Origin of the sequence: Pseudobutyrivibrio sp. 49, assembly GCF_900100545.1 — a bacterium.
GTDB lineage: Bacteria > Bacillota > Clostridia > Lachnospirales > Lachnospiraceae > Pseudobutyrivibrio.
In genome coordinates, this window is sequence record NZ_FNDP01000003.1 from 180,727 (window position 1) to 205,624 (window position 24,898).

25 protein-coding genes are annotated in these 24,898 nt (G+C 38.6%); all 25 read left to right on the forward strand.

Going from position 1 to position 24,898, the window contains the following annotated elements; all coding sequences use genetic code 11:
* Positions 1-9 precede the first annotated feature (9 nt).
* The 25 genes from BLP54_RS05170 to csrA all read left to right on the forward strand — a co-directional run bounded on the left by BLP54_RS05170 (position 10) and on the right by csrA (position 24,521).
* A complete protein-coding gene (locus tag BLP54_RS05170) occupies positions 10-888 on the forward strand; it encodes a DMT family transporter (protein ID WP_090167440.1) in 879 nt (292 codons plus the stop codon).
* Positions 889-919: 31 nt separating this feature from the next.
* The gene (locus tag BLP54_RS05175; RefSeq protein ID WP_090167442.1) at positions 920-1,717 is read left to right on the forward strand and encodes an alpha/beta fold hydrolase; all 798 of its coding nucleotides are present in this window, start codon (positions 920-922) and stop codon (positions 1,715-1,717) included.
* Between the two features lie 113 nt (positions 1,718-1,830).
* Positions 1,831-2,070, forward strand: a complete 240-nt coding sequence (locus tag BLP54_RS05180) for a DUF1653 domain-containing protein (RefSeq protein WP_090167444.1) — start codon at positions 1,831-1,833, stop codon at positions 2,068-2,070.
* A 31-nt stretch (positions 2,071-2,101) separates the two neighbouring features.
* Positions 2,102-2,596 carry a GNAT family N-acetyltransferase gene (locus BLP54_RS05185; protein WP_090167446.1) on the forward strand — a complete coding sequence of 165 codons (495 nt, stop codon included), beginning with the start codon at positions 2,102-2,104 and terminating at the stop codon, positions 2,594-2,596.
* Positions 2,597-2,623: 27 nt separating this feature from the next.
* Entirely contained in the window at positions 2,624-3,088 is a 465-nt protein-coding gene (locus tag BLP54_RS05190; RefSeq protein ID WP_090167448.1) for an ASCH domain-containing protein, read from the forward strand.
* 11 nt (positions 3,089-3,099) lie between these two features.
* Entirely contained in the window at positions 3,100-3,525 is a 426-nt protein-coding gene (locus BLP54_RS05195; protein WP_176754476.1) for a hypothetical protein, read from the forward strand.
* Between the two features lie 224 nt (positions 3,526-3,749).
* Complete coding sequence (locus tag BLP54_RS05200) at positions 3,750-4,808, forward strand: Fic family protein (RefSeq protein WP_090167450.1); 1,059 nt, start codon at positions 3,750-3,752, stop codon at positions 4,806-4,808.
* A gap of 18 nt (positions 4,809-4,826) precedes the next feature.
* The gene (locus tag BLP54_RS05205; protein WP_090167453.1) at positions 4,827-5,765 is read left to right on the forward strand and encodes a DUF1848 domain-containing protein; all 939 of its coding nucleotides are present in this window, start codon (positions 4,827-4,829) and stop codon (positions 5,763-5,765) included.
* A 208-nt stretch (positions 5,766-5,973) separates the two neighbouring features.
* Complete coding sequence (yjeM, locus tag BLP54_RS05210; RefSeq protein ID WP_090167455.1) at positions 5,974-7,515, forward strand: glutamate/gamma-aminobutyrate family transporter YjeM; 1,542 nt, start codon at positions 5,974-5,976, stop codon at positions 7,513-7,515.
* 101 nt (positions 7,516-7,616) lie between these two features.
* Positions 7,617-9,350 carry an ABC transporter ATP-binding protein gene (locus tag BLP54_RS05215; RefSeq protein ID WP_090167457.1) on the forward strand — a complete coding sequence of 578 codons (1,734 nt, stop codon included), beginning with the start codon at positions 7,617-7,619 and terminating at the stop codon, positions 9,348-9,350.
* Positions 9,351-9,538: 188 nt separating this feature from the next.
* Positions 9,539-11,122, forward strand: a complete 1,584-nt coding sequence (locus tag BLP54_RS05220) for a glucose-6-phosphate isomerase (protein ID WP_090167459.1) — start codon at positions 9,539-9,541, stop codon at positions 11,120-11,122.
* Between the two features lie 93 nt (positions 11,123-11,215).
* On the forward strand, positions 11,216-11,914 hold the full coding sequence (locus BLP54_RS05225) for a hypothetical protein (protein WP_090167461.1): 699 nt from the start codon (positions 11,216-11,218) through the stop codon (positions 11,912-11,914).
* Between the two features lie 2 nt (positions 11,915-11,916).
* Positions 11,917-12,543, forward strand: coding sequence for a YesL family protein (locus BLP54_RS05230; protein ID WP_090167462.1), 627 nt, complete (start codon positions 11,917-11,919; stop codon positions 12,541-12,543).
* A gap of 172 nt (positions 12,544-12,715) precedes the next feature.
* A complete protein-coding gene (locus BLP54_RS05235) occupies positions 12,716-13,018 on the forward strand; it encodes a hypothetical protein (protein ID WP_090167463.1) in 303 nt (100 codons plus the stop codon).
* 26 nt (positions 13,019-13,044) lie between these two features.
* Positions 13,045-13,512, forward strand: coding sequence for a methylglyoxal synthase (locus BLP54_RS05240; protein WP_090167465.1), 468 nt, complete (start codon positions 13,045-13,047; stop codon positions 13,510-13,512).
* A gap of 179 nt (positions 13,513-13,691) precedes the next feature.
* Positions 13,692-14,078, forward strand: coding sequence for a GntR family transcriptional regulator (locus tag BLP54_RS05245; protein WP_090167467.1), 387 nt, complete (start codon positions 13,692-13,694; stop codon positions 14,076-14,078).
* The gene (locus BLP54_RS05250) at positions 14,062-14,961 is read left to right on the forward strand and encodes an ABC transporter ATP-binding protein (protein WP_090167469.1); all 900 of its coding nucleotides are present in this window, start codon (positions 14,062-14,064) and stop codon (positions 14,959-14,961) included. Before BLP54_RS05245 ends, BLP54_RS05250 begins: the two co-directional genes overlap by 17 nt.
* The gene (locus BLP54_RS05255; RefSeq protein ID WP_090167471.1) at positions 14,936-17,023 is read left to right on the forward strand and encodes a hypothetical protein; all 2,088 of its coding nucleotides are present in this window, start codon (positions 14,936-14,938) and stop codon (positions 17,021-17,023) included. Before BLP54_RS05250 ends, BLP54_RS05255 begins: the two co-directional genes overlap by 26 nt.
* A 254-nt stretch (positions 17,024-17,277) precedes the next feature.
* Positions 17,278-17,556, forward strand: coding sequence for a flagellar biosynthesis anti-sigma factor FlgM (flgM, locus tag BLP54_RS05260; protein WP_090167473.1), 279 nt, complete (start codon positions 17,278-17,280; stop codon positions 17,554-17,556).
* A 19-nt stretch (positions 17,557-17,575) separates the two neighbouring features.
* Positions 17,576-18,088: a flagellar protein FlgN gene (locus tag BLP54_RS05265; RefSeq protein ID WP_090527668.1), complete on the forward strand. Its 513-nt coding sequence runs from the start codon at positions 17,576-17,578 to the stop codon at positions 18,086-18,088.
* 42 nt (positions 18,089-18,130) lie between these two features.
* Complete coding sequence (locus BLP54_RS05270) at positions 18,131-19,960, forward strand: flagellar hook-associated protein FlgK (protein ID WP_090167505.1); 1,830 nt, start codon at positions 18,131-18,133, stop codon at positions 19,958-19,960.
* Between the two features lie 26 nt (positions 19,961-19,986).
* Complete coding sequence (gene flgK / locus BLP54_RS15785; protein ID WP_176754477.1) at positions 19,987-21,981, forward strand: flagellar hook-associated protein FlgK; 1,995 nt, start codon at positions 19,987-19,989, stop codon at positions 21,979-21,981.
* 134 nt (positions 21,982-22,115) lie between these two features.
* A complete protein-coding gene (gene flgL / locus BLP54_RS05280) occupies positions 22,116-23,816 on the forward strand; it encodes a flagellar hook-associated protein FlgL (protein WP_242870631.1) in 1,701 nt (566 codons plus the stop codon).
* Positions 23,817-23,844: 28 nt separating this feature from the next.
* The gene (gene fliW, locus BLP54_RS05285; RefSeq protein ID WP_090167476.1) at positions 23,845-24,297 is read left to right on the forward strand and encodes a flagellar assembly protein FliW; all 453 of its coding nucleotides are present in this window, start codon (positions 23,845-23,847) and stop codon (positions 24,295-24,297) included.
* Between the two features lie 2 nt (positions 24,298-24,299).
* Entirely contained in the window at positions 24,300-24,521 is a 222-nt protein-coding gene (gene csrA, locus BLP54_RS05290) for a carbon storage regulator CsrA (protein ID WP_090167478.1), read from the forward strand.
* The last annotated feature ends 377 nt before the right edge of the window (positions 24,522-24,898 follow it).

The following is a 24,898-nucleotide window of genomic DNA, read 5'->3' on the forward strand; positions in this document are numbered from 1 at the left end:
GGAAGAAAAATGATGAAAGACATTAATAAAATTAGTAATAAATCAAAAGGAATAATATGCATATTATTTGCGGCCTTTGGCTTTTCGCTGATGACATTCTTTGTGAGAATATCTGGAGATATTCCAACTATGGAGAAGGCCTTCTTCAGAAATGCGGTTGCTATCATTGCATCACTGATTCTCTTAGCTAAATCTGGTGAGAAGATTAGAATTCAAAAAGGGTGCGGAACAGATATATTCTTCAGATGCTTGTTTGGCACAAGTGGACTTATCGCAAACTTCTATGCCATTGATAAGTTGAATATCGCAGATGCAAACATGCTAAATAAGCTGTCACCATTTTTTGCAATCTTGATTTCCATCCCTATTCTTAAAGAGAAGCCAAAGAAGATTGATATATTGGCTGTAATTATTGCGTTCTTTGGAGCGATGCTGATTGTAAAACCAACTGGAAGTAATATGCAGCTTGTCCCTGCACTTATTGGATTGTATGGAGGATTCGGAGCAGGAACAGCTTATGTTTTTGTTAGAAGACTAGGTAAGAAAGGTGAGAGAACACCGATAATAGTACTTTGCTTTTCTGTGTTTTCAACAGTGGTTACAATTCCATTTATAGTTATGAACTATGTCCCTCTTAAGCCGATTCAATTGTTATGTCTTGTCATGGCAGGACTATCTGCCACAATAGGTCAGTTTGGAATTACTTCTGCATATAAATTTGCACCTGCAAAAGAGATATCAGTATTCGATTATACACAGGTGATTTTTGCTGCAATCCTTGGTATTCTTTTCTTGGGAGAATTACCAACACTGTTATCATTTATTGGATATGTGGTAATCATTGGAGTTGCAGTATTTAGATGGAGATATAATCTAAAAGAGCAATAAATTTCTTAGATGGGCACAGGGAGGAGATATAATGCGAAAGAATGGCTGTGTGAAAGTCGGAAATACAGATATGTATTATGTGGCTTTCGGAGAAGGGGAAAAGAATCTGATTGTTTTACCAGGATTATCAGATGGTTTGTGGACTGTAAAAGGCAAAGCATTTTTATTGGCAGGTTCATACAAACATTTTTTTAAAGATTACACAGTCTATATGTTCAGCAGAAAAAATGATCTTCCAGAAAACTACTCTATAAAAGAAATGGCAGATGATCAGGCAGAAGCACTGAAGAATCTTGGGATAGATAAAGCAATAGTTATGGGAGTGTCTCAAGGAGGAATGGTTTCACAGTACCTGGCTGCAAATCATCCTAAGTTGGTGGAAAAGCTTATTCTTGTGGTGACAGCGTCATATGCTAATGACACTATTAAAAGCGTTGTAACTAAGTGGATTGAGATGACAAGCACAGACACCCACACAAACCTGATGCTAGATACAGCAGAAAAGGTTTATACGCCTGAATTCAACGAAAAGAATAAGAAGTATCTTCCTGCCTTATCCAGATTCACAAAGCCAGCAAGCTATGACAGATTCCTTATAAATGCTCATGCTATCTTAAATTTTGATGCCCGTGGAGAGTTGGCAAAAATAAAGTGTCCAACATACATCTTATCAGGCAACAGGGATAACACAGTCGGAAATGATGCACCGTATGAGTTGAAAGAAGGTATCGCTGGTAGTGAGTTGGAGATATTTGATGGACTTGGACACGGCCTTTTTGAAGAGGATAAGAATTTTTATAACAAAGTATTAGAATATTGTAATCGGTAAAAAAGAATGTAATAAATAAGGCTCTATAGTAGATAAAAATACTGCTATAGGGCTTTATTTATACTCACAAATCACTTATAGTAGAGTACAAATTATTATTGGGAGGATTAGTGATGCAGGAACTACAGTTACATAGAATATATAAGCATTTCAAGGGCAATTATTATTTAGTTGAGGATGTTGCCAGAGATTCGGAAACACAGGAAGAAATGGTTATCTACAGAAAGCTTTATGATGATGGATCGCTTTGGGTAAGACCTAAGGAGATGTTTTTATCAGAGGTTGACCATGTGAAGTATCCCGATGTGAAGCAGAAGTATCGCTTTGAGTTGCAGGAAGTGGCAAAGAAATAATAGTTGTTTTACTTGAAATGGAGGCTTGAAGATGGATTACAGACTAGGAACATTAGAAGATATACAGGAAATCTGCATTATGGTAGATGCGGCCAAGAGGCTCATGTCTGAGCAGGGTATAGAGCAGTGGGATGATATATATCCTATAGCTGATGATTTTGAAGATGACATTAAGAAGGAAACACTTTATGTGGCATCAGAGGATGATAAGCTTGCGGCAATCTATGTAGTAAGCGAAGAGTGTGATGACGAATATCGTAAATGCGAATGGGAAAATGAAAACCCATGTATCATTCATAGATTATGTGTATCACCAGATTTTCAGAATAATGGAGTGGGCAAGAAGGTGCTTGAGCACATCGAGAATCAGCTGACAGATATGGAATATGATTCAGTGAGACTGGATGTTTTCTCGGAGAATCCATATGCACTGAGTCTTTATGGAAAGAATGGATATGCTAAACGTGGTCATGCTGACTGGCGCAAGGGCAGATTTTATTTGATGGAGAAAAAACTAAGCAGATAATAAATACTTAAAACATGAGGTAACAAAATGACAGAAAAAGAATTATGGAAAGAGTTTTGTGAAAAGAAGAATGTAGATATTAGTACGCCATATGAGGCATGGGGGTTCGGAGATGATGAAGAGACTGCAGATGAATTGGCAGATTTAGTAGTCAAAGGAATTAAGTATGGAACAGCCAGCTCCTATGATGATTATGTGGCTGAGGATGCACTTGATGAGCTTCCACAAGTGGGAGAATACAGTGTAATACTAAATGGTAAAGAAGAGGCAGTTTGTGTCATTAGGACTAAGGAAGTATTTATTCTTCCATTCAATGAGGTTCCAGAATCACACGCATTTGCAGAGGGTGAGGGCGACCGATCATTAGATTATTGGAGAAGAGTGCATAAGGAATTTTTCGAGGAGTGCGCAGAGGAAAGTGGCATTCCATTTACTGAGGAATCAAAGGTAGTATGTGAGCAGTTCTCACTTGAATATGTAGCTGGAGAATAGGAGATGATATTATGAATTTAGGGAGATTATTGTTACTGTTACTGATTGGTTATGTGATTGTTACATGGATTGGAATTGGTCAAACCATTTTTAACATCAAGGTATTACACATGAAATCCATGAAGGAGAGCCCAGGTATGGGAGAAGGTTATGAGAAAACCAAGCCTTGGCATCCACTGTACAACATTGTTATTTTTTCTTTATTAGGATGTGTTTATATGAGAGGATTAGATGCTCAGACATTATCTGCGGCTCTAATAGCAGGTGCAATTTGGGCAATCATATGCATAGTAGTTGATTTGGTTGGATGGGTTCTGATTAAGCATCCATGGAGATTAACCTTTAAAGAGTTTTATGTGGACTATCAGCCATGGATTACACTGATATATATAGCAATTTTTTTAGGTCCAGTTATCGGATATTTGATAGTTAGATAAAAAAAAGAATTCACCAGGTATTATCTATGGAGGATTCCTATAGCTTAATCCTAAAAGATAAAGGAGCAGCATGTGTGGAGCTACAGGCTGTTAATGATGTGGATGCTTTTCTGCATACAAAAAAGTAAGTATCTGCATATTAATAGTCAATTTATATGCAGATACTGTTTGAGTATCTGCATATTTTATTGTATATTATATGCAGATACTTGAGGAGGTACTATATGCATAAATATGATTATTCTTTTTTAGATGAGGGAATGTTACCTGCTGAAATGGTTAATTTAACAGCATCAATTGCAGCATTTGATGCGATATCGTCTGAGCGTAAGGATGCTAATCAAAGCATATATACTGAACTTGAAAAAATAGCTAGAGTGCAGTCTGTAAAAGGGTCAAATGCTATTGAAGGAATTATCACTACAGATGCTAGAATTAAAGAAATTGTGAATGGAGATAGTGCTCCTTTAAACCATAGCGAACGTGAAATTGCTGGATACCGAGACGCATTAGATGAGATTCATAAAAACCATCAGTCTATGAGTTTCAGCGAGAATACAATTTTACATATTCATCAGATGATGACAGATTTGGCAGGATATGAACTGTCAGGTAAATATAAAGTTGATGACAATCTAATATTACAGGTTGATGAAAATGGAAGACGTAAAGTTCGTTTTACTCCAATACCAGCAGATGAGACAAAAGATGCAATGGAACAACTTATCTTAGCTTATATAGATGCAAGAGATAATCCAAGGGTTAATAAGTTACTTTTGATTCCATGTGTAATTTTGGATTTTTTATGCATACATCCATTTGCAGACGGTAATGGACGAGTTTCGAGATTATTATCTATTTTGTTGTTATATAAGAGCGGATACGATGTATGTAAATATGTCTCATTCGAGGAACAGATAAATAATTCAAAAGAATTTTACTATGAAGCATTGCATGCTTCTTCTCAAGGATGGCATGAAAATGAGAATTCATATTTTGAGTTCATGAAGAATTTTTTGTCTACACTATATAAGTGTTACAAAGAATTGGATAAGCGCTTTTCAACTGTGAATGGGAAAAAGATTGCAAAGAGTGAAAGGGTAGAGCAAACAGTTTTAAATAGTGTTTTACCTGTATCAAAGGCTGAGATATGTGAAGTATTACTAGATGTTAGCCCTACAACCGTTGAGGCAGTGCTAGGTAAAATGGTAAAGAGTGGTTCAATAAAAAAGATAGGACAAGCGAGAAATACAAAGTATGTCAATGCCAAGTATTTAGAGTAGAGGAATGAAAGGTAGATTATGATAATAAACACAGGGCAGCGCACGGACATTCCAGCGTTTTATTCAGACTGGTTTGCGAACAGGCTGAGAGAAGGATATGTCTGTGTTAGAAATCCATATAATCCAAAGCAAGTAAGTAGATACAGGCTGAATCCTGAGGTGGTGGATGTAATCGGTTTTTGTACTAAGAATCCAGCGCCTATGTTTAAGTATATGGATTTGCTAAAGGACTATGGACAGTATTGGTTTGTGACCCTGACTTCATATGGAAGAGATATTGAGCCCAATGTACCGGATAAGCACAAGCTGATAGAGGATTTTAAAACACTGTCCCAGATGGTTGGCATAAACCGGGTTGGCTGGAGATATGATCCAATCTTCATCTCAGATAGATACACAGAGGAATATCACATTAATGCATTTCAGCAAATAGCTGAAGCTCTAGAGGGATACACAAAAACAGTAGTTATCAGCTTCATAGATTTATATCCTAAGGTAAGAAGAAATTTCCCTGAAGCAAAGGCAGTTACAAAAGACCAGCGTCTTAGAATGGGAAAGAAGATTATAGAAATTGCAGCAGCTCATGGAATGACAGTTAAGCCCTGTGCAGAAGGAGATGAGCTGGCTAAGTTTGGAGCAGACTGTAGTGGGTGCATGACAATTACAGATTATGAGAGAGCCATTGGACAAAGACTTAATGCTCCAAAGAAGAAGGGCGCAAGAGAAGAATGTGCCTGCTATCTTTCCTGTGATATTGGAGCTTACAACACCTGTAAGCATCTTTGTAGATATTGTTATGCCAATGCGGAGCCTGAAGTTGTCATGGCTCAAAGCAGTCTTCATGACCCTACATCACCGTTTCTAATAGGGAATTATCAACCTGATGATATAATAAACGATGTTCTACAAAAATCATGGATAGATGGGCAGATGGTTCTGCTATTAGATAGAATGTAGCACCTGGCAAAATTGCTGGGTGCTATTTTTCATCATCAACTAATATTAGTGTATATTTCTTTTGCGTTTTAAAGTGTTAACACATTGTATTTTCACTGTTTTATATAACTAAATTATAGAGAATTCCTTTATGACATGATATAATATTTGAGTTTTCGCTCATGCGAAAATTAAATTAAGAGTATATTTTGTTATAAGGAAGTAAGTAATGAAAGAAAAGAAATTAGGGCTTATGTCCCTCATTCTGATGATTTTTACATCAGTTTACGGTTTTAACAACATTCCACGTTCTTATTACTTAATGGGATATGCAGCGATTCCTTGGTTTGTAATCGCAGGTATTTTATTCTTCATCCCATTTGCCTTTATGGTTGCAGAGTTTGGTTCTGCTTTCAAGGATGAGACAGGTGGAATGTATTCATGGATGTGTAAGTCAGTAGGACCAAAGTACGCATTCATCGGTACATTTATGTGGTACACATCTTACGTTCTTTGGATGGTAAACGTATCATCTGGTATCTGGGTACCAGTTTCAAACATCATCTTTGGTGAAGATACAACATCAACATGGTCATTATTCGGAATCGAGTTTTTATCTGGTTCAAGACTTCTTGGTCTTATGGCTGTATTGTTCTTCATCTTTATCACATATTTCGATTCAAAGGGTATTGATAAGATTAGCAAGGTAACATCTGTTGGTGGTACAGCAGTTCTTACTATCAACATCATGGTAGTAGTTGGTTCTATCATTATGATTATCGCTCGCGGTGGTCAGCTTGAGCAGCCATTCGCAGGTATGGAGTCCCTTAAGGTTCCTCTTAATGTTGCATACCAGGGCAGTCCAATCATGCTCCTCTCATTTATCGTATATGCGTTATTTGCATACGGCGGAATCGAGGCAGTTGGTGGTCTTGTAGATAAGACAGAGAATCCTAAGAAGAACTTCCCTAAGGGAATCATCATTGCAGCTATGGTTATCGTAGTTGGTTATGCATCTCTTATCATGCTTGTAGGTTCATTTACAAACTACGCAGAGGTTCTTGGTGCTGATACAATCACACTTGGAAATGTTTCATATGTAATTATGTCAAACTTTGCAGCAGCATTTGGTAAGGTGTTTGGTGCAACTGCAGCTACACAGGTTGCACTTGCTCACGGCTTTGCTCGTGTTTATGCACTTATCATGCTTCTCGCCCTTGCAGGAGCATTATTTACACTTGTTTATTCACCACTTAAGCAGATTATCGAGGGTACTCCAAAGGAACTTTGGCCTGGTAAGATGGGTGAGATCGAAGCAGACGGTATGCCTAAGAATGCTATGTGGGTACAGTGTGCAGTCGTAAGCGTTATGATTCTCCTTGTTTCATTTGGTGGAGATTCAATGCAGAAGTTCTTCGTTATCCTAACAGCTATGGTTAACGTTGGAATGACAGTACCTTACATGTTCATTTCATTCGCATTCCCTAAGTTCAAGAAGCTTCAGGGAATTGATAGAAGCTTTGTTATTTTCAAATCTCAGAAGTCAGCAAACATCTGGGGCTATGTAGTAACATTAACACTTCTTTTTGCGAATGTATTTGCTATTATTCAGCCAGCACTTGATGGTGATTTCAAGACTACATTCTGGTCACTCAGTGGCCCTGTAGTATTTGGTCTTGCTGCTTGGATTATTTACAATCGTTATGAGAAGAAAATGGAAGCAGCGGATACAAAGACAGATGCAGTTAAAGCTGAAGAATTAGAAGCTTAATATTCAACCACCGGTTCATGTGAGCCGGTGGTTTTTTGTATGTAAAAATGGTATTGTAATATGAAAGATTAGATGCAACTAGATTTTATACGAGGTATCAAATGAAACTAATTAAACGATTTATCCCATATTACAAACCATATATAGGTGTATTCATCTTAGATTTGATATGCGCCACAGTACTATCAATCATTGATCTTACCTTCCCACAGTTCCTGAGAATTCTTCGGGCCACATTATTCCTTGAGGCACCAGAGGTAATTTTAAGCAAGCTTGGAATTATAGCAGCGCTTTTACTTGCAATGTATATAGTGAGAAGTGCCTGTAGATATTATGTCAGTTATCAGGGACATATGATGGGTGCTCAGATGGAATCGGGAATGAGACGAGAGCTTTTTGAACGCTATGAAGCATTCTCATTTTCTTACTATGACAATCACAACACAGGCGAGATGATGAGTAAGCTGGTATCAGATTTGTTTGATATTTCAGAGCTGGCACATCACGGTCCAGAGAACATATTTATTTCAGTGATTAAAATAATCGGTTCACTAATTCTTCTTATGAGAATCAACGTTCCTATGACTAGCTGTCTGATGGTGGTGGTTTTCTTTATGGCGATTTTTGCTGTTAAGCAAAACAGAAAGATGCGAGCAACTTTTGCAGACAACCGCAGGAAGATTGCTGGAATTAATTCGTCGCTACAGGATACTCTCGGTGGAATCAGAGTTGTAAAGTCCTTTACTGGCGAAGATATTGAGACAGAAAAATTCGACAAGAGCAATATTTCTTTCCTTTCATCTAAAAAGCAGAATTATATCCTTATGGGAACCTTCAATGCAGGAAACAGTCTTTTTGAAGGACTTATGTTTATAACTGTTTTGGTTGCAGGAGGATATTTCATTGCTAAAGGACAGTTGACAGGTGAGGATTTGGCAATCTACGCCCTCTATATAAATATCTTTATCAATCCAGTAAATGTTCTTGTGGAATTTACAGAGCAGCTACAGAAGGGCTTGGCTGGCTTTGAGAGATTCACAGAGGTTATGGATACAATGCCTGAGATTGTTGACAGCCCAGATGCTAAAGAGCTTAAAGATGTCACAGGTGTGATTGACTTCAAAAACGTATCATTCTCATATGAGGAAGAGGAGACAGTTCTTGAAAATATAGACCTTCATGTAGATGCAGGAAAATCCGTAGCAATCGTAGGACCATCAGGCGGAGGAAAGACTACACTTTGCGCTCTGATACCTAGATTTTATGATGTTACAGGCGGACAGGTGTGCATCGATGGCGTAGATGTTAAGACTGTTACACAGAAATCTCTTCGTTCGTATATTGGTATCGTGCAGCAGGATGTTTATCTGTTCAATGGAACCATCAAAGAGAACATAGCATACGGAAAGCCAGATGCCACAATGGAAGAAATCATAGAGGCTGCAAGAAATGCTGACCTCCTTGATTTTATCGAAAGCCTTCCAAATGGATTTGATACAGAGGTAGGCGAGCGAGGCACCAGACTTTCTGGTGGACAGAAGCAGCGCATCTCTATATCACGAGTATTCCTTAAGAATCCACCTATTCTTATTTTGGATGAGGCAACAAGCGCCCTTGATAATGAAAGCGAGCGTTACATTCAGGAGAGCTTGGATAAGCTGGCAGTGGGAAGAACCACTATCACAATCGCCCATCGTTTATCTACAATCCTTGGAGCAGATGAAATCATTGTATTAGATGGTGATGGAATCAAGGAAAGAGGAACTCATAAAGAGCTCATAAAAGAGGGTGGCATTTACGAGAAATATTACAGGATGCAGCTAGGTGCAATATAGAAGCTGTGCGCAACAAAAGTTGCTCAAACACTAATAAAAAACTTTGAGTATTAACTGAAATAAGATATTGAAAAATGGGTGTAATCTATTGTATTACACCCTGTTTTATTATAAAATTTTTGGTTAGAAAACGTTTTAGCTATTTTCATGAGAGCAAAAGTATTTTACATTATAAAAGGAGTAAGAAAATGGTAGCATGGAATAATTTTGATAAGCTTGAATCTTACAAGACTCTTCAGGGGTTGAAGAATCAGGTAGAGCTTAAGTCAGTTATGGCTGGAGCAAACGGTGCAAAGCGTGTTGCAGAGTACTCAGTTCCAATGTCAAATGGTATGGCATACAACTTCGCTGCAAAGCAGGTTGATGACACTGTTCTTGATGCACTTCAGGGACTTGCTGACGAAGCAGAGCTTATCGACAAATACTCAGCACTTTTCAACGGAGAGGTTATTAATACAGGGGAAAAGAGATTAGTTCTTCACCAGCTTACACGTGGTCAGCTTGGCGGGGATGTTATTGCTGATGGGGTTAACAAAAGGGAGTTCTATGTTAAGCAGCAGGAGCGTATCGCAGAGTTCGCTAACAAGGTTCACAATGGTGAAATCGTTAACGAGAATGGCGAAAAGTTCACTACAGCTGTTCAGATAGGTATCGGCGGATCAGACCTTGGTCCTCGCGCTATGTATCTTGCTCTTGAGAATTGGGCAAAAGTAACAGGCACATTCAAGATGGAAGCTCGTTTCATTTCAAACGTAGATCCAGATGATGCTGCATCAGTTCTTGCTGGTGTTGATGTTGCTCATTCTATTTTCATTCTCGTTTCTAAGTCAGGTACTACACTTGAGACACTTACAAACGAGTCATTCGTTAAGGATGCTTTAAAGAAGGCTGGTCTTGATGCATCTAAGCACATGATTGCTGTAACATCAGATGCCTCACCACTTGCAAAGTCAGCTGATTACCTTGACGCATTCTTCATGGATGATTACATCGGTGGACGTTACTCATCTACATCTTCAGTAGGTGGCGCAATCCTTTCACTTGCATTTGGTCCAGATGTATTCGCTAGATTCTTAAATGGTGCAGCAGAAGAAGATAAGCTTGCTCGCAATGTAGATATTCGCAAGAACCCTGCAATGCTTGATGCTCTTATCGGTGTTTATGAGAGAAACATTCTCGGTTATGAGACTACAGCAGTTCTTCCATACTCACAGGCACTTAGCCGTTTCCCTGCTCACTTACAGCAGCTTGATATGGAGTCAAACGGAAAGAGTGTAAACCGTTTCGGCGAGCCTGTTGATTATGTTACTGGCCCAGTTATCTTTGGTGAGCCAGGTACAAACGGACAGCACAGCTTCTATCAGCTCCTTCACCAGGGAACAGATATCATTCCACTTCAGTTCGTTGGCTTCAAGAAGAGCCAGATGGCTACAGATGTTGTTATCGAGGATAGCACATCACAGCAGAAGCTCTGCGCTAACGTAGCAGCTCAGATTATGGCCTTCGCTTGTGGTAAGGATGATGATAATAGAAACAAGTACTTCGAGGGTAACCGCCCATCATCAATCATCGTTGGTGATCAGCTTACACCTGAGACACTTGGTGCACTCCTTGCACACTTCGAGAATAAGGTAATGTTCCAGGGATTCGTATGGAATCTTAACTCATTCGATCAGGAAGGTGTTCAGCTTGGTAAGACACTTGCAAAGAAGGTTCTTTCAGGTGATACTTCAGATGCTCTTGCAGCATATGCAAAGCTATTAAACATCTAATATAAAAAGTTTATTAAAAATGCTACTTCTTTATTGAAGTAGCATTTTTTTTTATGTACTATATCTCTTAGACTAAGTAATAAGAGGTATGCTATGAAATATGTAGATAATGAGCAGGAGGCTGTAAAAAAATCCTTAAAAGGGGAGAAAAAGAAGCTTTCTCAAATGACCTTTGGACAGAAGCTTGAATATATATGGGAGTATTACAAGTTTCATATAATAGTAGCGCTTTTAATTGTAGGAGCCATCACCTGGGGTGTTCATCACGCACTCACCTATGTCCAGTACAAGTTTTATGGAATGATTATCAATTCTAGCCAGTACAATGAAAAGGTAGCTGATGAAATGCATGATGTGCTTAAAATGGCAAAGCACGATGGATTTAATCTTTCAGCAGATTTTTATACATATGATGATGTAAATATGGGTGGCTATGGAAACAAGCTGGATATTTACATTATGACTGGCCAGCTTGATTTTGCTTTTACTGACGAAGTGGGGGTTAAATATCTAGTAGATATGGGTGTTGTTCGAGATTTAAAAACAACAGCACCAGATAAGCTTTTGGATTTGTGGACCAGTGAAGGTCGATTATACAATGTAGATGTTACAGATGATGACGGCATAACAGGTAATTATGATGTGGCTGTTGATATCACAGGTACGGGAATTCAGGAATACTTTGGACTTGATGAAAAGATGAAGTATTTGATGATAGCAGATTTGAGTGGAAGCGAAGAATACTTACAGAACTTCTACGATCTTATATATAAAATAGAAAAAGGAGAATAATTTTGGGTAGATTTTTTAACAGTAGATTTTTTGATGGCATTTCCAAGGTTACGGATATGCTGATAATAGGCTTTTATTTTTTGATTTGTTCTATTCCTATTTTTACAATTGGAGCCAGCCTTACAGCACTTTATTATGCGATTCACAAATGTGTTTATAGGGGCAGAGGCTACACATTAGAGTTTTTTCACTCATTTAAGGAAAACTTCAAGCAGTCTACATTATCATGGCTTATCTTTATGGTGATGTTTGGAATCCTTTCAGGAGATATTTATATTACCAAAAATGTTATCAGTCACGATAGCCCATTTGCTGGAATGTTTATTTTCTTTACAGTGTTGCTAGTGGTTACTATTATTTGGGCGATTTATCATTTTGCTTACATTGCACGATTTGCGAATGGATTTAAAGAATCCTTTAAGGTATCAGCAATATTCATGATACTTAATATTGGTTGGAGTATCGCTATACTTGGAGTTTTGGTACTTCTTGGTCTATTAGTATATCGATTCCCAATCTTTCTGGTATTCCTTCCAGGTATGGTTGCATCTTCAGTACATCCTATACTGGAGAGAGTTTTCCGCAAATACATGTCTGCTGAGGATATAGCAAAAGAGGACGAAATTTAGTGTAAAAATTATTGCCAATAACGATTGGAAATATTGCCAAAATTTGAGTGTTCTTGCCAAACATATGAAAACTAATTGACCTTCTATAGTTTTCATGATAAATTACCTCCTGTTGAAAAACGTTATATAAAATAATTATTTACATAACATATAGATTAGGAAGGTTTTGTTGATGCAGGCAAAAGAGAAATTAGAAGGCTTTATCGAGAATATCTCAGATGCGGAGAAAGAAGCTTTATATAGAGCATTATTAAAATATAAGGCGAAGAAGGACGTATACAAGCTGCTTCAGGATAGATTACCAGCAATGATTGAAGGCGCAGAGGACGAAATGCTATTGACATTCTGCGCAAAAATTGCTGATATATATGCATACAGTAATCACACAGAGGAGGATGCTAGCTACTGGCTTAGCCTCGAGGATTTGATTAGAAATCACTGTGATGAGTTGTTTGAGGTATGTAACGCAGCATAAATAAACAGCACAAACGGAGGGCTTATATGGAAGATAAGGTTACTTTTACTATTGGGAGACAGAAAAACATTGCTTTGATTGCTCACGATGGAAAGAAACAGACTCTTGTTAACTGGTGCGAGGCAAACAAAGATATCTTAAAGAATCATTTTCTTTGCGGCACAGGTACTACAGCCCGTCTGGTATCCGATAAAACAGGTCTTACAGTTAGAGGTTATAATTCAGGTCCTCTTGGAGGAGACCAGCAAATCGGAGCAAAGGTAGTGGAGGGAAGAATCGATTTAATCGTATTTTTCTCAGACCCACTTACAGCACAGCCACATGACCCTGATGTTAAGGCTCTTATGAGAATTGCACAGGTTTATGATATTCCAATTGCGGTTAATAAGGCATCGGCTGATTTCATTATCAAATCAGTACTTATGGATGAGCCTTATGACCATGATGTAATAAATATGCAAAAGCATATTTCTGACAGAGTTAATTTCTTATAATTTATAGATATCTATATTCTCAATACTGACTGCAAGACTGAAAGGTCTTGCAGTTTTTTACTTTATAGGACATGCTTCTAAATTCCCCAAAAAACTTGTTGACACTAAAAATACGGTGTGCTATAAGTGTATTAGAACAGCTAATACAGTATAACTGAATACCGTGAGGAGGTACTAGCTTGATTCAACTAAATTACAGGGATTCCAAGCCTATATATGAGCAGATAAAGGATGGCCTAAGACGCCTGGTGGTGTCAGGGGCTGTACGAACGGATGAGAAACTGCCAAGTGTTAGAGAGCTTGCTACAAGTTTATCTATCAATCCAAACACCATCCAGAAGGCTTATCGTGAGCTGGAACAGGAAGGGTACATTTACACAATAGCAGGTAAAGGCAGCTATGCCGCAGAAAGAGCGGACGTTGCAACTGGGAGGAATGAAGAACTTATGAAAGAATTCGATGAGATAGTAAAAGAACTTCTGTATCTGTGCCAGGATAAGGATATCCTTATCAGAAGAATTGAAGAGATAGCGAAGGGAGGGGCAACGGGTGATTCAGGTAAATAATGTTACAAAGAAATTTGGAGACTTCATTGCCCTTGATGATTTAAATATGCATGTAGAAAAGGGTGCCATTTATGGTTTGGTAGGACCAAATGGCGCTGGTAAGTCTACTATTATTCGTCACCTTTGTGGCGTGTATAAGCAGGATGCTGGACAGGTTCTTATTGATGGACAGCCAGTATATGAAAATCAGGCAATCAAGAGCAGATATGCGGTCATTCCAGACGACATCTTCTTTTTTACACAGGCTAACACCTTGGATATGATGAAGTTTTATAAGAATATGTATCCAAATTTTGACGAGGCACTTTTCAAGAAGATTATGGATTGTTTCCCAGCAATTAATCCTAAGAAGATGGTTCGCAGTCTTTCAAAGGGAATGCAGAAGCAGGTCGCATTTATGCTTTCTATCGCAGCCAGACCAGAGCTTATGATTTTGGATGAGCCAGTGGATGGTCTTGATCCTGTAATGCGCCGTCAGATTTGGAGCCTTATTATGTCCGATGTTGCGGAGAATGGTCTTACAGTTCTTGTAAGTTCACATAACCTTAGAGAGCTTGAGGATGTATGCGACCATGTGGGCATTATGAATAATGGAAAGATTCTTATTGAGCGATCACTTGATGAGCTTCAGACTTCCATTACTAAGATTCAGATTGCCTTTGAGGGCGAGATGCCAAAGCTTCCAGATGATATTACAGTATTAAAGAAGATTACTAACGGACGTGTACATACACTTATAGTCAAGGGAGAACCTAGAGCTGCAGAGCAGGCAATTGGTCAGATGAATCCACTTCTGATGGATGTGCTTCCACTTACCCTTGAAGAGATATTTATTTATGAATTGGGAGGTGAGAACTATGCAGTCAAAGACATCATTTTTTAATATGGCTTTGTTTAAAAAGAATATTAGCAGAACATGGATTGCAGGGTTACTATATTTCGTCCTCCTATTGTTGATGCTTCCAGTATATTTCGTAATCAGCACTGCTAATATAAATGGAGATGACTGGTACTCAAGACTTGGTTATACAATGGAAATGCGACTTTTCGAGCATATGAGTACTATGCCGACTACCTTTATTACCATCATTATTTCCATTATCGTTACAGGAATTACCTTTTGGTATTTATTCAATAGAAGAGACAGCTATATGATGCACTCTTTTCCAGTTACTAGAAGAAGCCTGTTTTTCACAGGTATCTTATCAAGCCTTACTGTAAGCCTTGTGCCAGTAATATTGGCATCAGTCATTATGACAATTGCAGCAGCGGCCCGTGGATGTGATGGTCTTTCTTGTATATGGTATTGGGCACTTGTTGTAGCAGTATCAACCTTGCTATTTACGGCAGTAGCGATTTTTTCGCTGATGATTTCAGGTCAGATTGTTACTGGCATTATCTTCTATTTTATATTTAATTTCCTCTATCTTATGATGGATATTGCATTTCGTCTTACTGCAAGTATCCTCATGTGGGGATTGTCAGAGGCTATGAACGGAATACAGTATAGGATTTGGACTCCTGTGTTATACATTCCTAATAATGCCAAGGTATTTTCTGATGTAGTTATGGATGACAACTACGAGCGAGTAATAGAGTTTAAGCACAGCTTTACAGGCGGACATGTTCTTGCAATTTACGCAGCAGCTGCGCTAGTTATCATTATTGTGAGCTACCAGCTTTATAGATTTAAGAAGCTTGAGACAGTACTCGATTTCATTGCTGTTCCATTTATGAAACCAGTATTTTCCGTTGGAATGTCCTTCTTTATTTCGATGGTAGCAGGTGCTTTCATTTCAGGAATGGTAGAGGCGCTTACATCTCTTACCTATGACATGAAATATGGAATAGCTATTGTATCAGCGCTGATTTTGGGAGCGATAATATATTTTGCTACACAGATGCTTATTGAGAAGACTTTAAGAGTTTTCTGTGCAAAGAAAGCTTTTGCCTGTGCCGTTTATTCACTTGCAGCACTTGGAGTACTTCTTTGTATGAGACTAGATGTGCTGGGAATTGAAAACAGAGTTCCAGCGTTAAAGGACATTCAGTGGGCAGGTATCGATAACAATTACACCATGGTTTTTACAGATGAGATGGATATCGAGGCCTTCAGACAGATTCATCAGAACTTCCTTACAGATAAGAAGGAACTTAGAAATATTAATTACAATTATCCAGATGTGGATGGAAAAACCTTCTCTATCCGCTACAAGCTTAAGAACGGAAAGATTGTTATCCGAAGCTATCCTGTAATTAATACAGAAGCTTCAGTAGTTACACCAGAATATCTGGCAGCTACACAGCCAATCTTGGATTTTGTTAATAATCCAGGAAGAATCAAAGAGCACATCATTGGAAATATCTGGAATGACTGTGAGATTAAGACAATGGATTTTGCTACTTTAGTAGATGTTCCAGAAAACAATGATTATTACTTTGAATACAATGAGTTTGATGAGCTCAGCACTAAGGAGAAAAAGGCAAAATACAAGAGAGTATACGAAGCCTTCCTTAAGGATATCGAAGCAGGAAAGGTATTCCAGCAGGATTTTGCAGGCTATGATTATAAATATGACGAGAATAACAAGGTGCGTTTATATAATTCCTTTGACTTTATAGTTAGAAATCCGGATGTAGTTTACTTCTCTGACAGCGAAACCTTCTATGACAATGCTTATAGCGGCCAGACAATTATGCATGAACAAAGCATATACGCAGAGCTGACAGTAGATTGTACAAATACACTTAAGGCATTAAAGGATGAAGGCTTCTATACAGATGAAGATGACATAATTACTTATGATGAGTTTTCAAAGAAGTATGAAAACTATGGTTATGATTCAGAAGCAATAGATCCAGAAGCAATAGATGCAGAAAGAGCTGAATATATCTTTGAAGACCCTGATGGAGATTTAGATCCATTAGAGGCGATTATGAATTAGCTTATATCTTATTTCTCTATACAATACAATTCTCAGACCGACCCCAGAGACCTCTCAACTCTGGGGTCAATTTTTTTTTATTTGATGCCGATAATAATAATGACAGAAGAAATTTTGAAAATTTTGTTAAATTTTTTTATTATAGGTATAAAGTTTTACTAAATTGTTCCGATAAATGGAATGTAGGAAAAAGATGGTTGGGGGATAACCCGAAAAAGAATCACCTGAATAAGGGAGGAAAGGAGTGTGGCGATATGCGTATAGAGGCTTACAATCAGGTAGCTCAGCTCTATCAGTCATCAAACACTAAAAACACGACACAGGCTGCTAAAACAAATGGAATGGGCCGTGACCAGGTTCAGATTTCATCTACAGGTAAAGACTACCATGTAGCTAAGGCAGCAGTATCTGAGGCGGCAGATATCAGAGAAGATCTAGTAGCAGACATCAAGGCTAGAATCAAAGCTGGTACTTACGAAGTCAGCACAGAAGACTTCGCAGATAAATTATTGTCTCAGTTCGGTCAGATTTAGTTTAAGTGAGGAAGATTGCGTGGCTAGTTTAATGGATGAATTGCTCTTAACTATGGATGGTGAAACAGAGCAGTATGAAAAGTTAATTAGTCTTAATGGAGAAAAGAAGGATTCTATTATCCATAAGAAGCTTGACGTACTGGAAGCTATTACCTCTCAGGAGCAAGCCATCGCAGACTCATTATTGGAGTTGGAGAAGCGACGCGCCGAATTACTGCGACATATTGCAGCAGTAATGGGTCATGACGGGGAGCAGATTACCGTTTCATGGATGATCGATAATTTGGCGAACCAGCCTGTAGAAAGAAAACAACTTATAACTGCCAGGGGTAAATTGAAGGAAGCAGCTGATAATGCTCAGGTGCTTAATATTCAGACTCAGAATCTCCTGCGCCAGGCGCTGGAGATGATTGAATTTGATATTACCCTAATCAAGAGTGCAAGACAGGCACCACAGACGTCCAATTATGGCAGGGATGCAGAGACTACAGGAGATTTGTTAGGTAAATCAGGATTTGACGCTAAACAGTAGGAAACGGATGTCCTTAAAGATTAGCAGCTTTAAGGAGGACCTATGGCTAATAGTTTTGGAAGCTTATATGTTGGAGCATCTGGCCTACAGTCAGCATCACATGGATTAAATACAACAGCTAACAACCTTTCGAACGTAAATACCGAAGGTTATGTTCGTGAGCAGGTTGTTTATGAAGATAGAAATTATCAAAAAATAGGTGAAGCCGCAGTGAGTACACAGTACCGTGGACTCGGTGTGGAAGTTGGAACGATCGTCCACGCTCGCGATATCTTTTTAGATAAAGCATATCGAAGTGAGAATGGGCGACATTCTTTTTATGACGCTAGTTCAGAAGCAGTGCAGGAGGTTATCACTCATCTGCAGGAATCTGACGGACAAGCTTTCAAAGACGCCATCAAAGATTTTGAGGAGGCCTTTGAAGAGTTTGCCAAAGATCCTTCAGATACAGTTAACCAGAATCTTGTTTTGCAGAAGGCTAGCCTTTTTTTGTCCCGTGCTACAACGGTTGAAGATGGATTTGAAGATTATCAGACCATTATCAATTCAAAGATTTCCGAGAAGCTGAACCGCATCAATGAAATTGGAAAAGAGATGGTCGAGTTAAATTTAAGAATACAGGCCATTGAATCAGCAGGCGTCGAGAAGGCCATGGACCTTCGAGATAAGAGAGATCTGTTGATTGATGAACTTTCAGGATTAGCAAGAATCACATATCGTGAGGACAACATGGGCGTTGTTCATGTGGAGCTTGAGCAGGTGGAGTTTATCGACGAGGTAACATATCACCCAGTTGGAAATCTTACAGACAGAAAGACAGGTTTCGTTACACCTTACTGGCCACATATGTCAGAGATAAATGATCCTGACGATCCAAGTCAGAATTACTACTATCCAATATATGACTTAACAAACGTAAGTGCAGAGAAGGACTCGGATATTGGAGAGGTAAAGGCACTTCTTTTGGCAAGAGGTGAGACCTGGAGTGATTACAGAGATTTCTATGACGAGGAAGGAAATTACATCTCATCTGATGTTTATAAAGAGGGAGTGGCAAACTCAATCATGATGAATTCAGAGGCAGAGCTTGATACCTTGATTCATCAGATTGTAACTGAAATAAACAACATCTACAGTCCAATCATAGCTTTAGATGAAGTTTATTCAGGGGCTGTAACAGCTACCTACATAGATGAAAATGGTGAGACAGTCACACTTGATGCCAGCAAAGTGCACATCCTTGATAAGGAAAATTGTTCGTTAGGTAGCGATTTGGAGTATCCACCAAGAGAGCTTTTTGTAAGAAGTGCTTATGACAGATTCAAAAACAATTCGATTATGGATGTAACTGTTACTATTGATGATGGTAATGGTACTACTCATGATGAAGTAGTCCAGGTGTATGTATACAACGAAGAAGATTTAGACGATGCTAATACCTGCTACACCTTAAAGAACCTCAGAATGAATGAGGAGCTTGAAAAGCAGGAATCTTATCTTCCACATCTCATGTATAAGGAAAATAAGATAGCAGTTAATCACAACTTGGGTGCAGCCCTCAGTGCTATTTGGACAGCTCAGGACTTTAACCTTAATCCTAGCGATACCACACCTTGTGGCTACTCAGGTTTCTACGTTAAGTGGATTGGTGAAATCGGAAACACTGGTAACGTATATAAGTCTACAGCAGAATCGCTACTGGGAACAAAGGAAGAAATAGAATTTAGCCGCCAGGGTGTAATCGGCGTATCTTCTGATGAAGAGCTTACAATAATGATTAAATATCAGTCGGCATATAACGCAGCCAGCCGATATATAAACGTAGTAAACGAAATGATTGAGCATCTTGTCACATCACTTGGACATGTTTAATCGGTAATGACAGGAGGAATTAGCCTATGTCATCAACATTCTTTGGATTAACAATTGCAGCCTCTGGCCTTAATACTTCACAGGCTCAGATTAACACCACTGCAAACAACATCTCTAACGTAAATACGAATGGTTACAGTCGACAGGTTGTAAACACTGTAGCTTCATCAGCACTCCGTTGCTACCAGAGCTGGGGTACTACCGGTACTGGTGTAGAGGCAGAGTCAGTTACTCAGCGAAGAGATCTTTATTATGATGAGAAATATTGGAATAATTCCTCAGCTCTAGGTTTCTATGAGAAGAAAGAGTATTACATGAAGCAGATTGAGAACTACTTCAATGAGACCAATCTGGACACTGGATTTACCACTATTTATACCAAGATGTACAACGCCATGAGTACTCTTCAGGGAAATCCTGGAGATGACACAGTAAGAAAGCAGTTCATTTCTACAGCCAAGCAGCTGACAGAGTACTTTAATCAGCTGGCTACCAAGCTGGATGATTTGCAGAGCTCAATTAATGATGAGATTAAAACAGCTGTGGATGATATTAATTCGATAGCTGAAAAGATATCCATCCTCAATAAGCAGATTAATACTATCGAGCAGGGTGGAGGACATGCAAATGAGCTTCGCGACCAGCGTGCGGTTCTGGTCGATAAGCTTTCAAAGATTGTGGATGTATCTGCAACTGAAAAGAAGGTACAGAATTCAAATTATCCAGATATGGATACAGGCGCTACTTATTATCAGGTCTATATTAACGGACAAATTCTTGTAGATACCTATGAGCACAACACTCTTTCTGTAGTATCAAGAGAGTTGGATCAGAATCACAATCAGTCTGATATCGATGGTCTTTATGAAATCGTTTGGACTCAGGATGGCAACAAATTTAACGCTACTCCAAGTGGAAATGGTGGAGAACTGAAGGCTATGTTTGAGGTTCGTGATGGTAATAACAATGAGAACCTTCATGCCGTGGTTTCAAATGCTGACGCCGAGACCATCACCGTTCAGAATCTATCTATTACAGATATCAACGAGCTGAACATGCCAACACGTGGTTCTCTTGACGTAAACAACAAGGAATATACCTACAACAGCTTTTCTTATAACACAGATGAAGATGGAAATATTGAAAGTATAACCTTCTATCTGAACCAGACACTGACAGTAGAGGAGCAGGGAAATATGCTTTCCAAAAAGCTTCAGGTAGGTGATGATGTGGATTATATGGGAATTCCTTATTACCACAATCAGATGAATCTTTTCCTGAGAAATTTCTGCGAGGCTTTTAATCAGATAGAAATCGGAACAGAAGTATACAATGATAACGGAAATCCGATAACAGATATCAGAGAAATAAAGGTTGGAGAGGTATACGACGCAGAAGGAAATCTAATTGATAGTCAGGAAAAATTAAATGAATATCTTAACAAGATGGGTGTGGATTTGAACGGTGATTTAATGAACGCCTTCTTCATTGCTAAAGATAAGATTGATTTAAATATCGAGCATCAGATGAGAGATGACAAAACATCTGCAACTATTTACAGTGCAGCAGATGATGAGGATGCGACAAAGAATTATGAATCTTATTATCTCCTGACAGCGAAGAACGTCACTATCGCAAAGGATTCTGATAAGGATGCAGGATTATTTGCTACAACCACCAAGGGTAATTATACGGACGGTGTTGATGCAGCTCATCTAGTAGAGGAACTTCAGAAATTACAGAGCAAGACAAAGCTATTCAGAGGTGGTGGCGGTGATGCATTCCTTCAGTGTATCTACGCGGATGTTACTGTAGACACGCAGGAGTGTAACATATTCACAAAGAACTTCACCAATATTAAGACGCAGATTTCCGAGCAGAGAATGTCAGTGTCAGGTGTTGATGAAGATGAAGAGGCGCTGGATTTGATGAAATTCCAGAATGCTTACAACCTGGCATCTAAATGTATATCGGTGTTCGCCGAAATATATGATAGATTGATACTTCAGACTGGAGTTTAATATGGAGGATATTTTCATATGCTTTAGCTTATGAAAATGTTCTCCCACAGCGGGGCCCATTGCCGAAGGCAATTATAAATGGCCCCTGCTTTCCCGCTAGCCTGAAAAAAAGTAGTGTTTTAGAGGTGATTTTTATGAGAGTTACAAACAAAATGATAATGAACAACGCGGCTTCCAATATCAACAGCACTAAGGAGATGGTCAACACCAGAAACAAACAAATGACTTCCCAGAAGAAGATTGACCGTCCTTCTGACGACCCAGTAGTTGCTGTTCGTTCCCTCAGATTGTCTACCACGCTCTCTCAGGTTACACAGTACTACAGCAAGAATATTCCTGATGCAGCCAGTTGGCTTGATGTTTCAGAGACATCACTTATCAACATTAGAAGTCTTATGAAGGACTGTAAAGAAATTGCAGTAACAGGCTCTTCTGATACATATAATGCTGATGATAGAAATACAATGATTACACAGCTTGAATCACTTCAGAAGCAGGTGTTTGCAGAAGGAAATGCTGATTATGCAAAGCGTACAGTTTTTACAGGCTACAGAACAAATTGTAATCTTGTATTTACAGAGGATGAAACTCAGACAAGATATAGAATTAATCAGACTCTTACGGCAGAGACAAACATGGAAGAGCACAGATATTATGATGGCGTAAATAAGGTGCCAACCACTGCTGATGAAGTAAAGAATCCATTCCTAGGTCTTGACCCAACAGATCCAAACTATACCTTTATTGATGATATGGAGCAGACAAATTATTATCGAATCCGTCTTAATTATGCGCTGACTGATGTAGACCATGATTCGATTAATAAGATGACAATCAAGGATGGAGATGGAAATCAGATAGCTGCTTTCTCATATTACGATTTATCAGGTGGTCAGACAGAGGATGAGATTGACACAGTTATAAATGATAATACTACTCCACGTAATGATGGAGGAATCAATCTGTTTGTATTCGCCAATGAAACAGAATGGAGCGATGCAGAAATAGCTGATGCAACAGATGCAACAAATATATTAAGTGCAAAGGGAACTAAGACTGTTCCAGATGATGCCATAATTATCATCAAAGAAACAGGAGACTTAATACTTGGAAAGAATGTTGCAGCTACACTAAAAAACAAGAATGCCACTATAGATATTGAGTACGACAAGACTGGCTTCAAAGAGGGCGAGCTTCGACCTGAATATTATTACAACTGCCAGAAGCGCTATGATCCAAACGATGTAGATACAAATATTCCATATACAAAATATGATGAAAATGGAAAGCGAATCTACTTTGATATCGAATATACGGTAGCTGCGAATCAGACTATCTCTATTAATACAGAGGCCTGTGATGTATTCACAAGCGACATCCAGCGTGATCTTTCAGAGATGATTGAGGCAGTAAAGAATACTATTGAAGCCAATAATAAGCTGGATGAAATCAAAAGAATGAAGGGTGAAACCCAATACGCTGGTGACGAATATCAGGGCTATTTAGACACTTGGTATAAGGCTATTGAGAAAGAAAGAGATTACTTCGAGGACAATTTACAAAAACTTTTTAGCACCGAACTAGGCAAAATTGATGAATATTATGCTACAATAAGTTTAGGAATTACTGATTTGGGATGTAAGAAGCAGTCGCTGGAATTAACAGAGAAACGCGTGGGGGATCAGCGACAAACTGTACAGAGTCTTCAGTCTACAAACGATGATTTAGATTTATCCCAGATAATCATCGATTATACAGCCGCTTACACCGCATATCAGGCGTCGCTTACAGCCGCTGGAAAGCTGGGCGATTCTACATTGTTGAATTACTTGTAACCAATAATTTCACAAAGGAGAAAGGATAATGCGCGTAAATACCAGATTATTCGGCGAAATTGAAATTGCTGATGAAAAAATCATCAATCTCATTCATGGGCTTATAGGTTTTCCAGACATGAAGAGATACACGCTCATTTTCGACGAAGAGAAGAAGGACAAGGGCAATATCATGTGGCTGCAATCTCTGGATGAGACAGATTTTGCTATGCCAGTTATGCTTCCACACGTTGTGAAGCCGGATTATGCACCAGCTTTAAACGAGGATTCACTAGAACAGCTTGGGGATTTAAATGAGGATAACACCTACGTACTTGTTACTGTGCGTGTTCCTAAGAATCCAAAGGAGGCATCTATCAATTTAAAGGCACCTATCGTTATTAATACTGACACTAATGTAGGTGATCAGATTATCATCGATGGAAACGAGCCGGTAAGATACCTTATTCATGACGCAATACATGGAAAGGATGGTGAGTAGCGATGTTGGCATTAACTAGAAAAACAGGCGACGCTATTATGATCAACAACAACATCGAGATTACAGTCCTTGAAGTTCGCGGTGATCAAGTCAAAATAGGTATTTCAGCTCCAAAGGATATATCAATTTATCGCAAGGAAGTTTACCTTGAAATCCAGAAAGAAAATGAGGCAGCTCAGCAGATCTCTATGGATGATGTTGAAGCAATTAAGAATTTACTATAATCCGCTAGTTACGGCAACAAGCCTTCCCATTGAGGGGCAATGTCATTAAGTTAAGAGGGATGTATAAAGATCTCTGCATCAGAAATGGTGCAGGGGTCTTTTTTTCTAAAAAGGGTTGACAATAATGCAGAAAAGTGCGGCCGCTTTCGCTACTGATTATTTTCATAGGTAGCGAAAGCGGCCCTTGAAATTGTAAGTATATTTACAAATTTCAGGGAGGCGCACATGAAACCACAAATGGTAAAGAAACTTTTGATTTCACAAATTAAAACAATTGCAGATAATGCAAAATCTTTCTGTATTGATTCTGAAAGAAATTTCTCACGGAAAAGAAAATTGTCTATGGAAAAAGTCATTACAGGAATTATTGGTATGGG